Origin of the sequence: Belliella marina (assembly GCF_042682445.1) — a bacterium.
Taxonomy (GTDB): Bacteria; Bacteroidota; Bacteroidia; order Cytophagales; family Cyclobacteriaceae; genus Belliella; species Belliella marina.
On the sequence record NZ_JBHUHR010000046.1, the window covers coordinates 417,719 to 434,353 of the forward strand.

At 41.6% G+C, this 16,635-nt stretch carries 16 protein-coding genes and 1 riboswitch; of the genes, 8 read left to right on the forward strand and 8 right to left on the reverse strand.

Features of this window, described 5'->3' with window-relative positions; genetic code table 11:
* Positions 1-42: 42 nt before the first annotated feature.
* The 4 genes from ACFSKL_RS20880 to ACFSKL_RS20895 all read left to right on the forward strand — a co-directional run bounded on the left by ACFSKL_RS20880 (position 43) and on the right by ACFSKL_RS20895 (position 4,472).
* A complete protein-coding gene (locus tag ACFSKL_RS20880; RefSeq protein WP_376888991.1) occupies positions 43-1,836 on the forward strand; it encodes a tetratricopeptide repeat protein in 1,794 nt (597 codons plus the stop codon).
* Positions 1,837-2,150: 314 nt separating this feature from the next.
* Complete coding sequence (locus ACFSKL_RS20885) at positions 2,151-3,134, forward strand: N(4)-(beta-N-acetylglucosaminyl)-L-asparaginase (RefSeq protein WP_376888993.1); 984 nt, start codon at positions 2,151-2,153, stop codon at positions 3,132-3,134.
* A gap of 5 nt (positions 3,135-3,139) precedes the next feature.
* Positions 3,140-3,883 carry a copper homeostasis protein CutC gene (locus ACFSKL_RS20890; RefSeq protein WP_376888994.1) on the forward strand — a complete coding sequence of 248 codons (744 nt, stop codon included), beginning with the start codon at positions 3,140-3,142 and terminating at the stop codon, positions 3,881-3,883.
* A 130-nt stretch (positions 3,884-4,013) separates the two neighbouring features.
* Positions 4,014-4,472 carry a CBS domain-containing protein gene (locus ACFSKL_RS20895; protein WP_376888996.1) on the forward strand — a complete coding sequence of 153 codons (459 nt, stop codon included), beginning with the start codon at positions 4,014-4,016 and terminating at the stop codon, positions 4,470-4,472.
* A gap of 92 nt (positions 4,473-4,564) precedes the next feature.
* On the opposite strand, the gene ACFSKL_RS20900 is transcribed toward ACFSKL_RS20895, so the two are convergent.
* Positions 4,565-5,923 carry an NfeD family protein gene (locus ACFSKL_RS20900; protein ID WP_376888998.1) on the reverse strand — a complete coding sequence of 453 codons (1,359 nt, stop codon included), beginning with the start codon at positions 5,921-5,923 and terminating at the stop codon, positions 4,565-4,567.
* A gap of 352 nt (positions 5,924-6,275) precedes the next feature.
* Here ACFSKL_RS20900 and ACFSKL_RS20905 point away from each other — a divergent pair, with 352 nt between their 5' ends.
* The 4 genes from ACFSKL_RS20905 (at position 6,276) to ACFSKL_RS20920 (ending at position 9,679) form a co-directional block, all read left to right on the forward strand.
* Positions 6,276-7,418, forward strand: a complete 1,143-nt coding sequence (locus tag ACFSKL_RS20905) for a LysM peptidoglycan-binding domain-containing protein (RefSeq protein ID WP_376889000.1) — start codon at positions 6,276-6,278, stop codon at positions 7,416-7,418.
* Positions 7,419-7,607: 189 nt separating this feature from the next.
* On the forward strand, positions 7,608-8,273 hold the full coding sequence (locus tag ACFSKL_RS20910) for a hypothetical protein (protein ID WP_376889001.1): 666 nt from the start codon (positions 7,608-7,610) through the stop codon (positions 8,271-8,273).
* Complete coding sequence (locus ACFSKL_RS20915) at positions 8,273-9,037, forward strand: TIGR02757 family protein (protein ID WP_376889004.1); 765 nt, start codon at positions 8,273-8,275, stop codon at positions 9,035-9,037. The genes ACFSKL_RS20910 and ACFSKL_RS20915 overlap by 1 nt, the downstream gene beginning before the upstream one ends.
* A gap of 63 nt (positions 9,038-9,100) precedes the next feature.
* Positions 9,101-9,679, forward strand: coding sequence for a DUF2911 domain-containing protein (locus ACFSKL_RS20920; protein ID WP_376889006.1), 579 nt, complete (start codon positions 9,101-9,103; stop codon positions 9,677-9,679).
* Between the two features lie 103 nt (positions 9,680-9,782).
* Here ACFSKL_RS20920 and ACFSKL_RS20925 read toward each other — a convergent pair whose 3' ends face one another.
* From ACFSKL_RS20925 to ACFSKL_RS20955, 7 genes are all read right to left on the reverse strand, one after another.
* Complete coding sequence (locus tag ACFSKL_RS20925) at positions 9,783-10,952, reverse strand: trans-sulfuration enzyme family protein (protein ID WP_376889007.1); 1,170 nt, start codon at positions 10,950-10,952, stop codon at positions 9,783-9,785.
* 173 nt (positions 10,953-11,125) lie between these two features.
* Positions 11,126-11,231: riboswitch (SAM riboswitch) on the reverse strand.
* A gap of 90 nt (positions 11,232-11,321) precedes the next feature.
* A complete protein-coding gene (gene pth / locus ACFSKL_RS20930) occupies positions 11,322-11,882 on the reverse strand; it encodes an aminoacyl-tRNA hydrolase (protein WP_376889009.1) in 561 nt (186 codons plus the stop codon).
* Positions 11,883-12,052: 170 nt separating this feature from the next.
* On the reverse strand, positions 12,053-12,625 hold the full coding sequence (locus tag ACFSKL_RS20935) for a 50S ribosomal protein L25/general stress protein Ctc (RefSeq protein WP_376889011.1): 573 nt from the start codon (positions 12,623-12,625) through the stop codon (positions 12,053-12,055).
* Positions 12,626-12,669: 44 nt separating this feature from the next.
* On the reverse strand, positions 12,670-13,596 hold the full coding sequence (locus ACFSKL_RS20940; protein ID WP_376889013.1) for a ribose-phosphate pyrophosphokinase: 927 nt from the start codon (positions 13,594-13,596) through the stop codon (positions 12,670-12,672).
* 101 nt (positions 13,597-13,697) lie between these two features.
* Positions 13,698-14,423: a 2-phosphosulfolactate phosphatase gene (locus ACFSKL_RS20945; RefSeq protein ID WP_376889015.1), complete on the reverse strand. Its 726-nt coding sequence runs from the start codon at positions 14,421-14,423 to the stop codon at positions 13,698-13,700.
* Positions 14,424-14,477: 54 nt separating this feature from the next.
* Positions 14,478-15,572 carry a glycine cleavage system aminomethyltransferase GcvT gene (gcvT, locus tag ACFSKL_RS20950; RefSeq protein WP_376889018.1) on the reverse strand — a complete coding sequence of 365 codons (1,095 nt, stop codon included), beginning with the start codon at positions 15,570-15,572 and terminating at the stop codon, positions 14,478-14,480.
* A 682-nt stretch (positions 15,573-16,254) separates the two neighbouring features.
* Positions 16,255-16,581, reverse strand: coding sequence for a HesB/IscA family protein (locus ACFSKL_RS20955; protein WP_376889020.1), 327 nt, complete (start codon positions 16,579-16,581; stop codon positions 16,255-16,257).
* Positions 16,582-16,635 lie beyond the last annotated feature (54 nt).

Below are 16,635 nucleotides of genomic sequence, written 5' to 3' on the forward strand. Positions count from 1 at the left end.
ACAAATAATTTGCAATAATCTGATAATCTATTTTAATGCCAAATGTTTAAAATCAAGCAAAATATTTTACCTGCCCTTTTTTTGGGAGTCCTTTTTTGGAACTGCAGCCCAAAGCTAAGCAAATTTGACAATTTATTGGATGGGATCTCTGCCAAGCCCCAGTCCCTGACGATGCATCGGGATTCCGTAAGGTTCAAGCTGGAAGGGGCAATCCCGCTACATTATCTCAAAAACGACGTCCGCATCCTTCTGTATCCAGAGTATAGTTATGGAGAGGGTGCTCTGAGATTAGCGGAAATAGTAGCTTTCGATGGACAATATACCAAAGTGATCAATGATGCCAAGATAGATGCAGACTTCGTGTTTCCCTATCTTCCCGGGATGGAATCTGGCGATTTGATGCTCAAAGGGCTCGTGATGCAAAAAGGGAAAGCGAGAAATATCGCATCAAAGAAAATTGCTGACGGGCTATATACAACACCTTTGCTGGCAAGGATAGGCCAAATCACGCCCGATGAGCCGATACCGCCTATTGGGGTCTACATGAAAACAGACTTTTCCGAATTGCAAAGGGAAAACATACAGGAAAATAGTGTCTTTTTTCCTTTGGGGAGTAGCATGTTGAGGGAAAATTCATTGGTCAAGGCGAATGGATCGCCTCTTTTGACACTTTCAGAGGCAGGGAAAATACTCAAAAAAGTAACCATTACTGGCTTGCATTCCATGGAGTCGCAGGAGTTGAATAATAATGAGTTGGCATTGAGAAGGGCAGAAGTGGCTGCGCAGAAAATCCGAACCATGATCAATAATCCAAATATTCCTGTCTTGGCTACTTCAAGAAAGAATGATTGGTTTGATTTAAGGGTTTTGTTGGGAGAATATGAAGGGATCACAGCTGCCCAAAAAGAAGATTATTATAAAATCATACTAAGTGATAAGGCTTTTGATACACAGCTGCGGGAAATGCAGCGGTTAAATACCTACAATAAAGTTTCCAGAGATCTTTTTCCAAAATTGCGCCAAGCCAAAGTTTCTGTTGTTTATGAGAATACAGGCTATTCAGACCCTGAAGTGGCAGCAAGCGTGTACAAACTGCTAAATGATGGTAATTCACTCGATGGGTTGACCAAAGAGCAGTTTATCTATGCCGGTCAAGTAGCAAAGAGGTTGAAAGAAAAAGAGGATATTTATGGGAGGTTGAATGAGATGTACAAATCTGAGTTGTCTTTGAACAACTTAGGTGTGGTGTATCTCAACCAGGCACAGAGAGAGTTGGATCTAAAAGTCAAAAACCAATTGATCAGTCGCGCGATCAACCTCTTTAAAGAAGCAAATAGGATGAATGCCAATTCTTATTCATTCCACAATCTGGGACAGGCATACTTGCTGAGAGGGGATTATTTTGAGGCATATGTTGCTATTTCGGAGGCCTCTTCTCTTGAGAGGGATGAGTCCAACGAATTCCTTCGCTTCAATGAAGGGCTGCGTGGAGCCATTGATATCATCAATGGGGACTACAAGTTGGCAACTATCAGGTTGAACCGTGCCCCAGTGAATGAAAGCAATCTTTTCAACAAAGGATTGGCGTATTTTCTTTCAGAAGATTATAGAAATGCTTTGGAGGCATTTGAAGAGAGTGTACAGTACAATCGGGAGTATGGATATGGATTCTACGGATTGGCGATGGTAGCAACCATTACAGATGATAAGCAGGCATTGTTCGAGAACCTGACGAAAGCGGTTCAGAGCAGTGAGTTTTTGAAAGAAAGGGCAATGTCAGATCTGATTTTTAAAAAATATAGATCAGAGCCTGAATTCATTGAGGTATTCAAATAGGATTACAATCCCATTTGGTTATCGGTTGCTTTGCCGCCCACGAAATCAAATAGAGTTGTTTCATTTAATTGATACGGCTTAGGCAGTTTTCCCTAAGGTATGCATGCTTGGTACTCAACAAGATTACCGTTTTCGACTCTGACAGGAGATAAAAGTCAGAAGAAATTCCAAAATAAAGAGCTATTCGCAAGGATAGCTTTTTTTTTATTTTGTCAAAAAATAAGCTTAGTGTTCTTACTTTTTAGAAAAATTTAAGAATATTGGGCAAGTATTCCTCCGTGTCAGGGGAAATCGTGTCTATAAAAGATCCAAATATGTCATCTAGAAGGTTGTTTTTAAAAAAATCGTTGCTGTCAGCTCCATTGATTCTACCTGGTGTACTGGGAAGTGCATGTGCCAAAACGGAAGAAAAAGAAAAAGGAGAACATTATAAACCATTGATTTTAGCCACTTGGGAGCATGGTATGGCTGCCAATGATAAAGCATGGGAAGTGCTTACCACTACAGGGGATATAGTGGATGCGGTAGAACAGGGGGTGATGGTGACGGAATTGGATTTACAAAACCTATCGGTTGGTCTACAAGGCTTACCGGATAGGGAGGGAATAGCGACATTGGATGCTTCTATCATGATAGGAGACGGGTCTTGTGGAAGTGTGGGGTTTGTCAGGCAAGTCAAGCATCCGATTTCTTTGGCGAGAAAAGTCATGGAAGAGACTCCCCATGTGATGTTGGTAGGTGAAGGGGCTAGGCAGTTTGCTGTAGCACAAGGATTTCCTATGGAGGAAGAAGTCTTGAGTCCAAAATCTGAGGAATTGTTTCAGGAATGGAAAAAAACTTCGCAATATAAACCCATTATCAATATAGAAAACCATGATACGATCGGCATGATTGGACTGGGGGCTGATGGGAAAATGGCAGGTTCCTGTACTACGTCTGGTTTGGCATACAAGATGCATGGACGGGTCGGGGATAGCCCTATCATAGGAGCAGGGTTGTTTGTAGATGATGAAGTGGGGGCAGCTACGGCAACTGGACTGGGCGAATCGATTATCAGGATTTGTGGCAGTTTCTTGATCGTAGAATTGATGAGGCAAGGGAGGACTCCCCAAGAAGCTTGCGAAGAGGCAGTCAGAAGGCTGATTGCCAAGAATAAGAATATCGATGATATCCAAGCTGGGTTTTTGGCGCTCAACAAAGAGGGAGAGTATGGTGCGTACTCGGTTCGTCAGGGCTTCAATTATGCAAGGCATCAGAATGGCGGACGGGATTTGATCGATTCAAAATTCAAACTGTAATTACTATGGGGAAAATTCTGTTAGAGGCACCGGTATTTACCATTGAGGCGGCGTTGAAAGCTGCTGAGTTTGGGGTGGATAGGATTGAGCTTTGCTCGGATTTTGCTGAAGGGGGCGAGACACCAAGTGTGGGGGCTTTGGTTTTTTTGAAAGAACGCCTGAATATACCGATATATGTGATGGTCAGACCTCGTGGAGGGGATTTTGTATATACCTCAGACGAGATCGAAGTGATGAAAAAAGACATTCAAATATTGGATTCTTTTGGGGCAGATGGATTTGTGTTTGGTGTCTTGGATTCGACGGGGGAAGTAGATGCAGGGAAATGCAAGGAATTGATCGATGCTGCCAAGGGCAAGCCCTGTACATTTCATCGGGCATTTGACATCTGTGCAAATCCAAATCAAGCATTGGAAACAATTATTGAATGTGGATTCCGGCGATTACTGACTTCCGGAACCTGCAATACATTATCCGAAGGATTGCCAATCGTCAAGGGCTTGCTCAACCAGGCGAAGGATAGAATCATCATCATGCCCGGTGGTGGGCTTCAGCCACAGCATATCGGATCATTAAAAGAATCTCCATACCTTACCGAAGTCCATGGAAGCTGTAAGGTGTACCGGCCGTCTGAATCAGAGTTTACTTCTGATCGTGTGCAATTGTCCAAGGATCCGAATGCTTTCAGGCAAGTATTGACAATTAGCAAAGAGGTGGTGACGGAATTTAATGGGGTGTTACAGAGATAAATGGTTGAATTGTTCTGGCGAAAATTTTTATTGTCTTTTTTGTGGGTATCTTTTTGTTTTTGGGGAATTTTTATTTTGATTGACTGATTATTTTTCCTATTTTGAATTTCACTTAAACCCGAAATAAACCATGGTAAAGAGTTTTCAAGGAGTACGAGTAGTTGAACCCAAAAAAACAGCAGCCCCGATTTTGGTACAGGATCATATGTCAACGAATCTGGTGACTTTTTATCCAGAAGATAGCATTGATCATGTATTGGATCTATTGACAAAAAGAAAAATTTCAGGTGCTCCAGTGGTTGACCACGACGGGAATCTTATAGGGATCATTTCAGAAGTGGATTGCCTAAAAGAAATCATCAAAGGAAAATATTCCAACACACCATCCTTCCCCGGTTCAGTGTCAGAGCATATGAGTACCAATGTTATTACCATGAGTCCTGACTTGAGTCTTTTTGATGCTGCCCAACAGTTTTTGGATATGAAAATCAGAAGGTTTCCAGTGATGAAGGATGGTAAATTGCTTGGACAGTTGAGCCTCTCTGATGTCATCAGGGCATTTCCAAAACTCAAAGATACCACTTGGTAGATCCCGCTTGGTTGGCATCATTAAGTTGAGCCTATCCAGCCAAAACCTGATCAAAGAAATTAGAAGGGTAAGGACAATTGAATAAATTCACCTTACCCCTTTTTCACCTTTAGGGAAGTGCCTTCAGTGCTGATGATGATGACATTTTCCCCTTTATCTATAAATTCCCCTCTGGAATAGGCATCATAGACTTCATCGTCTACTAGAATTTTGCCACTTGGCATCAAACGGGTGTGTGCGATTCCTGTTTTGCCCAACAAATCATTTTGATAGGAAGAAGAGGTGTATCCATCGGAGCGCTGTTGGGTTGTAGCCAGAGCAATTGTACTGAAAGCTTTCCATTGGTTGATCTTGGGGGCAAAGAAGAAGATTAAGACCATGGCAACGATTGCTGCCAAGATCACCGTAAGCAAAGCCACAAATAAATCCCCCGACGGTACAAAGGTAAAGTCAAAAGCATCATTTGGGATCATTCCCAATGTCAGCCCCGTCAGGATTCCGATGATTCCCAAGATCCCGAAGACCCCAAACCCCGGTATTACAAACAGTTCGACCAGAAGTAGGAGTACACCTGCCACAAATACTGCTATTTCCCAGTTTGAAGCCAATCCGGTCAGATAGTAAGGGATGAAATATAATATTATGGCAATCACCGAAGCAGCAAGAGGAAAACCCACACCGGGAGTTTGTATTTCAAAATAGATGCCTGCAAAGATGATCAAAATCAAAAATCCACTGACAGCAGGATTCAAAAATACCGAGATGACTTTTTCTATATTGGAATCAGAATATTCCAGGATTTCATATGATTCGATGCCTTGCTTTTCGATGATTTCGCTCAGATTGACTACTTGCCCTTCGCTAAATCCATTGGCGATGGCTTCGGATACTGAAAATGTAATGACTGAACCTTTTTCACTGATCCCCTCGACTTCCAGGTTTTGGTCCACCATAGCTTCTGCGATTTTGGGGTCTCTTCCCTTTGCCTCTGCGGTGCTCCGCATCATGGAGCGCATGTATGATTGATACTTGTCTGGCGCTGCCTCGCCACCGCCGCCCATCACTACGGTGGCAGCACCAATGCTAGCACCTGGAGCCATATAGATGCTGTCACAGGCTATGGAAATCAATGCACCGGCAGATGCTGCATCTTTGTTGATCCAGACATGTATTGGTACAGCTGTCTCCAGCACCATCGTTCTTATATCATCTGCGTCATTGACAGCGCCTCCATAGGTGTCCATTTCTATGATGATCAAATCAGCTTCCTTTTCCTTGGCATCTTCAAGTGCCAACCTCACTTTCCTATTCATTCTCGGATCAATGTCGCTCTTGATTTCAAAAGTGTACACCTTTTTCTTTCCATCCAGGATTGTGCTATCTGATTTTGAATATCCCTTAATGGAAAATATTAAAAGGAATATTGTAAGGGTAAAAAACAACTTTTTCATAGAATCAATTTTTGATTTTTGAATATACTCAAATATCGGAATATATAAAGATTTATGGTTTGGTTTAGGAGAATTGTGTTTGGGATACCAATTTGAAAATCCATTCGTTGCTAAGAATGATCGGCTTTGAAAGTATCCCCGGTAGGCACTTTGGAATAACCCAAATCCTTGGATTGGTCAGCTAAATGCTGCATCTTGGGTTTTATGGGTTAAAGCGCTTTATTTAAAGATTATTAACAAATCAAACAGCTCTGTGGCGTACTGTGGAACGATTTGTGAAGCTCGTCATTTCAAAACTTGTTTTTGCAAAAATTAATCAGAAATTTGTGTCAAAATACCTATCACGATAAATATGAAAAGAATTACACTAGTTGCATTTTTGATTGCTCTCAGCTTACATGCGAATGGTACTGGGTTGACAAGATTGGATTCTGTGGGAATAGAGAAAGTGGGCGACAGAACTTTTATTATTCATCAGGTGGACGAAAAGGAGACTATGTTTGGAATATCTAGAAGGTATGCGACATCTGTGAATGAAATCATCCAGAACAATGAAGAGTTGAAGGCTGGCTTGAAAATGGGGCAGCGAATCAGGATTCCGTACATAGCACCGGCGGCACTACCTGAAGGAGCAGTGCTGCATAACGTTGCGCAGGGAGAGACGTTGTTTTCGATTTCTAAAAAGTACAATGTTTCCGTTGGGGACATCATGGCTTGGAACAACCTAAAAGGAAATGATTTGAGTCTGGGACAATCGTTGGTACTGGAAGGGGTAGCAAAACCAGAAGTCCCTAAAGCAGTAGCAGAGACCAATGCTGAATTGCCAAAAGCTGCAGAAGCCGGTAAAGCCAAAGTTTCAGCCAAAAAAGAGGAAGCCAAAAAGAAAACGGAGGATGTTAGGTCTGAATTGCCAAAAGCCAAAGAAGTGGAAGATGTCAAAAATGCTACTTCTACAGAAACGGTATACCCGGGGGAATGGATTACACATACTGTTGCACAAGGTGAGACATTGTTTGCAGTTGCCAAAAGATATGATGCCAAAGTAGAGGATTTGATTACTTGGAATGGCTTGACTTCCAACAACCTTTCCTTGGGACAAAAATTGAAAGTAGGAAGGGGGGCGGCCGGTCCGTCAACGGTTCCGGTAATCAATTCAACAGTGCCTGTCATCGTGAACAATGAAAGGTCTGAAGCAACACTTTCTGGAGGCAGGGCTGAAGATACTCCCTACAAGAATATAAAGGAAACGGGGCTGGCTGAAGTGATCGAAGGTACCGGTAACCACAAGAAATACCTTGTATTGCACAAGGAAGCTCCCGTTGGGACAATTATGCGCGTGAGGAATGAAGAAAATGACATCACCATTTTTGCAAGAGTAGTAGGTAAGCTTCCTAATACTGGGGATAATAGCAGGCTGGTAGTAAAGCTGTCAAAGGCTGCTTTTGATCAGTTAAGAGCTGTCAATTCTAGATTTCCAGTAGAAGTTTCGTATTGATGGAAATGATTTTGATATTGGATTGAATATCAAACCGATTAAGATTTCGTTCTTAATCGGTTTTTTTTCTACTTTCCGAAAGGCTAGGTTCGGGGCGTTAATCGACTTTAGCATAAATGGAGAACCCTCCTGTCTTTGAACTGTATATTAGTATGCCAAAGAGTGGTGTCTTGCTAAAAAGATTAGACTTTGGGAGATTGCTCAAATTGGCCCGTAATAAACGACATCCTTTGCGGTTTTGGGGCAACTTTGGTATTCACAAATGAAGCATGTATTTTTGCAGAAGCTTTGGCTAGACCTATGAATAGAATTCAAGTCATATTTCACCATGCATTCAGATATGTCTGGAATGCCCTGTTTATCATAAGTTATCCTGTGTTGGCGACATTTGGTGTGCTTTTTATCGGGGTCACTTATTTGTTTTCAGCCTTATCGAAGTTGTTGACAAAGCTGAGGGCTGATCAAGAGTCAGACACAATCCACCAATCAGAGTGGGAAATTTTGCCGAATACCAACAATCTTTTGGAAGCCAAAATTTACAAACAGATCATGTTCGGTCCTGCTTGCTATCAGTTGAGGAGAAAAGATGGTATACCTTCTGTGCTTCAAGACTTCTATTTTGGGGGAAAGGTACGGTTTGTGGAAGATGGTATTTTGTTGGAAAAATGGAATGCTACAGATTCAAAATATCTCCCTGATTTTGACATAAGCATGTATTATCCCGATGATGACAGATTGAAGTCATTGACGAACATCAAGTGTTTTGATTGGCATCTGTCTGAGGTAGATGGGGAAAGCCTTTCTTTCAAATGGTTTGATGGGATTCAAGGTGGAGAGGTAAAGGTAGAGCTGTAATGGATTTAAAAGACTTTTTGGATTCCAAAGTAGAGAAATACAATCAGCCTGGATTTATTCCATTGGATCCTATATCTATCCCCCATGGTTTTACCAAAAAGCAGGATATAGAAATCACAGGTTTTGTTGCGTCTATTCTTGCATGGGGCCAACGGAAGACAATCATCAATAAGTGTGTGGAGCTGTTTGCCATGATGGACAATGCGCCACATGATTTTATAAAGAACCATTCCGAAAATGACCTGAAGCCATTTTTGAATTTCAAGCATCGGACTTTCAATGATATAGATACTTTGTATTTCATTGAATTTTTCAAATGGTATTACAGCAAGTTTGAGAGCTTGGAAACAGCTTTTCTCCAAGGGTATGAGGCGGATGTAAATGCCATGGGCCACTTGCTGACCAATTTTCATGACTTTTTTTTCCAACTTCCAGATTCCCCGAAGCGGACTAGGAAGCATATTGCAACTCCCCGAAGAAAGGCAGCGTGCAAGCGCATCAATATGTTTCTAAGGTGGATGGTGAGAAAGGACAGTTGCGGTGTGGATTTCGGGATTTGGGAGACCATCAAACCCAGTCAGCTGATCTGTCCCTGTGATATTCATGTGGATAGGGTGGGGAGGAAGTTGGGGTTGATTACCCGCAAACAAACGGACTGGCAAACCGCTGTAGAGCTGACTGAGAGACTTAGGCTTTTCGATCCATCTGACCCTGTGAAGTATGATTTTGCTTTGTTTGGATTGGGTATTGAGGAGAAATTTTGATTCTTCGGATATGAATTCTGATTAAAATCTTTAAATTCGAAAGAATAAAAAATTCAAAACTATATGAAAAAATCAAATGCATGGATTATGGCCGTATTAATGGCTGGATCCTTAACCTTTTATGGTTGCGGTGGAGAGAAGAAAACAGAAGAAGTAGAAGATACAGTTACTGAAATGGAGGAGATAGCTCCGGTTAAAGAGCGTGCAAGTCCATTGAGAACCGTTCAGGGGACTGTGGGTGACAATGTGACCCTAAATGTACAGTACGGAGCACCTTCTGTCAAAGGTAGGGTTCTTTGGGGTGATTTGGTTCCTTACAATGAAGTGTGGAGAACCGGCGCAAACGAAGCGACCTTTGTGGAGTTCGATACTGACATTCTTGTAGAGGGCTCGGTTCTTCCAGCAGGTAAATATTCGCTTTTCACCATCCCCAAACAATCAGGGAAATGGACTGTGATCTTCAATTCTGATTGGGATCTTGAGCATGGCCATTTTCAATATAAGGAAGAAAACGATGTTTTGAGGGTAGAATCTACACCGACATGGGTAGAGGAGAGCCAAGAGCAGCTGTCAATCGCTGTAGAATCTCCGGGTATTGTCGTGAAATGGGAAAAATTGGTATTGCCGATAGTGATTGGTTAATAGAGGATAATCATTGGAGATTTGAGATCAGCTGTTGTGGCTACTTACAATCCAATCGATATAAATAAAAAAAGGGAGAGGTTTTCAAAACCTCTCCCTTTTTTTATCTTGATTTTTCAAGTGCCCTTTCTACATCTTTGATGATGTCTTCCTGATGCTCCAAGCCTACAGAGAGCCTTACCAAGCCATCGGAAATTCCGACTTGGAGCCTTTCTTCCTCACTGAGCTTGCTATGGGTAGTGGAGGCTGGGTGGGTGACGATACTTCTACTGTCCCCAAGGTTTGCCGTCACAGAAATCATCTGCAGTTCATCGATAAAACGTTGCGCTCTTTGGATTCCTCCTTTCAGGGTCAAAGTGATGATTCCCCCTCCATGTTTCATTTGTTTTTTTGCCAAATCAAATTGTGGGTGGGATGGGAGAAATGGATATTTGACAAAATCCAAATCCTTGCTGTCTTGGAAATATGATGCAACCTTCAATGCACTCTCACAATGCCGATCCATTCTCACGGCTAAAGTCTCCATGCTTTTAGCCAGAATCCAAGCGTTGAAAGGGGAAATGGACGGACCTGTATGCCTTGTGAAAAACTGGACTTCCTTGATCAATTCACTTGTTCCCAAGATCAATCCCCCCAAAACCCTGCCTTGTCCATCAATGTATTTTGTAGCAGAATGTGTAACGATATGTGCTCCCCATTTTGCCGGCTGTTGGAGATATGGTGTCGCAAAGCAATTGTCCACCACCAAAATCAAGTTGTGGGCAGCCGCAAACTTTCCTATCCACTCCAGGTCTATGATCTCCAAGCCGGGATTTGAAGGTGTCTCAATAAAGAGCATTTTGGTATTGGGTTGGATGAGTTTGTCCCAATTGGCAATATCTGAAATATCCCCATAACTAGAGCTGATTCCCCACTTTGGGAATACCCTGGTCAATAGCTGGTGGGTAGACCCAAACAATGACCTTGATGCCAGAATATGGTCTCCTTGTTGTAACAATGAGGCAATGCTTCCAAACATAGCAGCCATGCCTGAGGCAGTTGCGATGCCATCTTCAGTACCTTCGGCAGCACATACCTTTTCGAGTAGCTCGGAAGAGTTGGGGTTTGCATAGCGGGAATAGATGTTTCCTTGGATTTCTTCAGCAAACATGGCTCTTGCTTCCTCAGCAGAGTCAAATGTAAAACTAGAAGTAAGATATAATGGGGCAGAGTGCTCCCTTTGGTTGGACTTGGAGGAGCCTATTCTGATAGCGTCGGTTTCGAAATGTGACATGTTGTGTTGGTTAATCGTTGATTAATGAATGCTTGACTGGATCAATACCCAATCGTGGGAATAGGGGATTTGATCTTCTGGTCTTTTGAAGAGAACGGTTGTTGATTCCGTCAAATGACAGCATCAAAATAAGTAAAAACTGGAATGAGTGATTTGGTAGAGTCATATATGTTAATTTATAGTTCCCGTTGTTTGGGCAGGTTTTGGCACCTTTCACTTGGGATGTGATGGTTGCCAGAGGGTCATTGAGCCTGTTCTCTCACCTCTTCTTTATAAATCATTGAACTAGCTGCAAAGTAAAGTCCTAAATTCCAAAAATCAAAGTGTATTTGTATAGTTTAAATTTTAAATCTTAGATTTAAAATTAGTTCAGTCATTAAACTGTGTCATGGTCATGTTGATGCCGGTAGTAGCGAAAGCAATAGCCATGTCGACTGCTTTGTCCATGAATATAGGGAGTTCTTCGATTTCCTTGGGAGTCCATCTCCCGAGCACATACTCCACTTGCCTTCCCTTGGGGAAATCATCCCCAATCCCAAACTTTAGTCTTGGGTAGTCTTGGCCCCCTGTCAGTTCTTCAATGTTTTTCAGTCCATTATGTCCAGCTGCAGAGCCTTTTCCGCGCATTCTCAATTTCCCAAACGGGAGTGCCACATCATCGACAATCACCAGGATGTTTTCCTTGGGGATATTCAATTCTTTCATCCAATAGTTGACAGCCTTGCCACTGAGGTTCATGTAGGTGGTAGGTTTGATCAAGTGAAACTGGCGGCCTTTGTGCTTGAATTCAGAAGTAAAAGCCAATCTACCGCTTTTCCATGTGCCTCCATGTTTGTCAGCCAGTCTATCTAAAGTAAGGAATCCTACATTGTGGCGTGTCAATTCATACTCCGGACCGATATTTCCCAATCCTACGATTAAATATTTCATGTTTCGTTAGCAAAGTGGTTTTGCTTTTTTTTGTATTAAAATAAGACCTGTCAGTCCGATGTGGAGGCCTGACAGGTCTAAATTGTTTGAAATTGCTTTTGAATAAGTGCAAAAATAAAAAATCCTGCTCGCGAACAAGCAGGATTTCCAAATAATGTAATAAGATTGTCTTATTCAGCTTTTTTGCCTCTAAGTGCTCTAGGGATACCGATGGTAGCGATAGATACGTTAGGGCTAGTCAAGATGTCGAAACCTTCAACCGAAAGCTCACTTACTTTGACAGACTTGCCAAGGTCAAGGTGTGAAATATCAACAGGGATTCTGTCAGGTAGTTTGCTGGCAAAGCCTTTTACTTTCAAAGTTCTGGCTTTCATTTCCAATTTACCACCTTTGATGATACCTGGGGAAGTACCTTTGATTTCAACAGGAATGTCCATTTTGATTTCTTTGTCTTCTGTGAAAGCCAAGAAGTCTGCATGGAGCAATACTTCACTTACTGGATGGAATTGAGCATCTCTTAGGATAGCTTTAACTTTCGTTCCTTCGATGTTCAAATCTACCATGTGAACTTCTGGAGTGTAGATCAAGTCTCTGAAAAGGATGGCAGGCGAATAGAAGTGGATTTGTTCCTTGATACCTGGACCATATACTACACATGGTACATTACCTTCCTCACGGATTTGGTTCAACTCTCCTTTTTCGAGATTTGCTCTTTTAAACCCTATAATCTCTAAAGATTTCATAAATTTTAAAATTGATTGTGTATAAATTAATTAAGTAATAATTCTTAGATAAATAATGCTGAAATCGAAGTGTTTCCGGTTACAGCATGTATGGCTTTGGCAAACAAATCCGAAACGGTAATCACTCTGATTTTGTCAGATGATTGTTTGATAGGGATTGTGTCCGTGATTACCAATTCTTGGAGTACAGAATTTTCTATGTTCTCGTATGCTTTTCCAGAAAGTACACCATGGGTAGCTATAGCCCTTACAGACAATGCTCCTTTGTCCATGATGATTTGAGCTGCTTTGCAAAGTGTCCCTGCTGTATCAACCAAATCATCAACCAACACCACATCCTTGCCTTCTACATCTCCGATTACCTGCATGGAAGCCACTTCATTGGCTCTTTTTCTGTGCTTATCACAGACAACCATCTCTACTTCAAAATGCTTGGCGTATGACCTTGCCCTTGCTACTCCACCAACATCTGGCGCCGCAAAGATCAGGTTTTTAGTGTCCAGCCTTTCCAAATAGGGGACAAAGATAGCTGAACCATTCAAATGATCCAAAGGTAAATCAAAAAATCCTTGAATTTGCCCTGCATGGAGATCGCATGTCATGATCCTATCCGCTCCAGCAGAAGTCAAAATATTCGCTACCAACTTAGCTGCTATAGACACCCTTGGACGGTCTTTCCTGTCCTGTCTGGCATAACCATAATATGGGATGACAGCACAGACTTTGTAGGCACTTGCCCTTTTGGCAGCATCGATCATCAAACAAAGTTCCAGCAGATTGTCTGCGGAAGGATTGGTAGATTGGATCAAAAATACTGTGCAGCCTCTTACAGATTCGTTGAAGCTTGGTGACATTTCACCATCACTGAATTTTGACATTGTCAGGTCGCCAAGTTTTTTGCCGTAGTGCTTTGCGATTTTTTCTGCTAGTAGTTTGCTGTTTGTTCCGGAGAAGAGTTTGACCTCAGACATGTTTTAAATAGGTTTTTGGATGGAATCGATATGATTTAGGATACCCGCAAAGGTAGTGATTTTTGTAGGTTATTATGAAAGCTGAGACTATCTGTTTGAAATTAATTTCCCCCAACTTTTTGAGAAACAAGTACTTGGTTTTCTAGCTTCCCAATAATGTCATATTTGTCAATAGTGAGGCAGAAATCTATATCTTCTTCAATATTGTGGTTTTGAAGCCGTTTGGCGTGTGATGCTTGGGAGAGAAAGTCCTTGAGGTATGGTTTGTTTGATTCATATAGTGCCTTCATGGCAATAGCGCCATCACATTCATATCCGAAATCTTCTGACAGCAAACTTACCAAAGCTCCTGCATATAGAGAATCTTCAAGGTTGAATTTCCCTTTCCAACCGGCGCAATGAATCAATATATCATTGTCTTTTGTTTTCAAGTATTCTGCAGTCGCATTGAGGTTGACAAATGCACCAATCAGAACTTCTGAAGAATTTGTTTTTGATTTTTCTATCGCCACGGTACCATTGGTAGTAGTCATAGCGACTTTTTTGCCAGCATATGCGCTGTCCAGATGGGCCAAGGGGGAGTTGCCTAATTCGAAACCCTCTGCGATAATGCCATTTCTTTCACCTGCTATGATATAGCCAGATTGGGCCATCATTCTACAGGTTTCCAAATCTGCCACAGGGGTAATGCTTTCAACCCCATTGGCCAGTCCTGTGATCATCGTAGTGGTAGCACGAAAAATATCCACAACTACGACAATTTTATCTTCCAATTGATGCAGATGGATCAATTCTGGACTGAAGCAGATTTCAATTTTTTTGGTCATGTCTGTAAACGAAAAAACCCGCAAATGCCAAAGACAGCTTCTGCGGGTCAGATTTTATTTTTTGAGTAGGGGAAGTTTTTCGATTTTTGCAGCCAAATTTTTATTTCTCACCGTGATGGCAATATCTGTGCCTGGGGCAGCGTATTCGGTCTTGACATATCCCATGCCGATACCCACGCCCATTGAGGGGGACTGTGTACCTGAGGTTACCTCGCCGATCGTTTCGCCTGCTGCGTTGACGATTGGGTAATGGCCCCTAGGGATTCCCCTTTCTTGCAAGATGAATCCAACCAGTTTTTTGTCTACACCAGTTTCTTTTTGCTTTTTAAGGTTTTCGCTGTTGACAAATTCCTTGGTGAATTTTGTGATCCAGCCAAGACCTGCTTCCAAGGGTGATGTTTCATCATTGATGTCGTTGCCATAGAGGCAATACCCCATTTCCATTCTGAGGGTATCTCTAGCCCCCAGTCCTATTGGTTTGATGTCAAGATCTTTCCCCGCTTCAAAGACCGCTTTCCAAACTTTTTCGGCATCTTCATTTTTGACATATACCTCAAACCCTCCAGCACCAGTATATCCTGTTCCCGAGATGATGACATTCTGTACACCTGCAAATTCACCAACTGTGAAGTGGTAGAATTTTATTTCCGAAAGATTCACCGGGGTCAGGGATTGTACCGCTTCGATGGCTTTGGGCCCTTGGATGGCAAAAAGTGAAAGGGTGTCAGAGATGTTTTCCAGTTCAGCTCCCATTGTGTTGTGTTGGTTGACCCATGCCCAGTCTTTGTCGATATTGGAGGCATTGACCACGAGCATATATTCTTCCTCGGCAAATTTGTAGACAATCAAATCATCTACAATCCCACCTTTTTCATTTGGGAAGCAGGAATATTGCGCCTGCCCAATGATTAATTTGCTGGCATCATTTGAAGTTACTTTTTGGATAAGCTCCAATGCATTTGGTCCTTTGACCATAAATTCCCCCATGTGGGACACATCAAAAACACCAACACCTTCACGGACTGTTTTATGCTCTTCGATGTCCGAAGAATAGCGAACAGGCATGTTGTAGCCTGCAAATGGGACCATTTTTCCACCTAAAGCCACGTGGAGATCGTTAAGCTGGATTTTTTTGATGTTATCTTCCATAAGGGTTTATTTCTTAAGGGGGCAAAGGTAATTGATAAAGATGGATTACGAAAAGCAGAATCCTTCTTTCTTTAATATATTTTGATTAGTTTGGAAACTTATAATAAAAATTATAGTTGAAATAAATTTTCTGAAAAATGCGGGTTGTTTTGTCTGTATTGGTAATATGGTTGTTGATTTTGAGTTTTATTTTTCGGGATGAAACTATTGATATTCAACTGTATGATACTTATTATATCATAGGTGTTTCTTTTGTTATGCTAATCTTTGCCGGTTTATTGTTGTTTTTTGGTTTAGTTTTTAAGCTACGGAAATTGAAAAAGTAAAAGGTAGGGGGTATATTTTAGCTGATAATAAATTTGTCGAATCTTTTGTTGCTGCCTTTGCTAAAACAAGGTTTGTTGATTTCTCCCATTCGAAAACATCATAACCTTTATGTTTATGGTTTAAACTGAAAAAAGGCATCTCCGTATTCCAGAGAAGCCTTTTTTGGTATTTTTTTATCTGTATGTCAGCTTTCTTGCCAGTAGCCAAACAAAATGATGTGTTTTAAATCAATTGATGCATTGATGACTTATGTGCGCTCCACCACGGGTGGTCAGGCGTGGTGTAAATAAAGATTATCCGCTTGAACCAGTCTTTTAATTTAGCTTCTGGTGTTATTGCGGATAATCATATTTTATTAAATCGAAAAACTTTCACCACACCCACAGGTGCGGGATGCATTCGGATTTACAAATTGAAATCCTTTGCCGTTCAATCCATCGGAAAACTCCAAGGTCGTTCCTGCCAAGTAGAGCAGGCTTTTGCGGTCCACAAGGATTTTGATGCCTTTGTCTTCGAATACGTGGTCTGATTCTGCCAAGCTTGCATCAAACCCCAGATCGTACATCAATCCAGAACAGCCGCCTCCTTTTACAGAAACCCTTATATTTTCATTTTCAGATCGGCCTTCCTCTAACCTAAGCTCCAAGATTCTCTCTTTTGCCTTTTCAGAAACTACTATCATAATTTTATTGTTTTCAATTTTTTCAAGTCAAATGCAAAACAAGCTATGAATTGA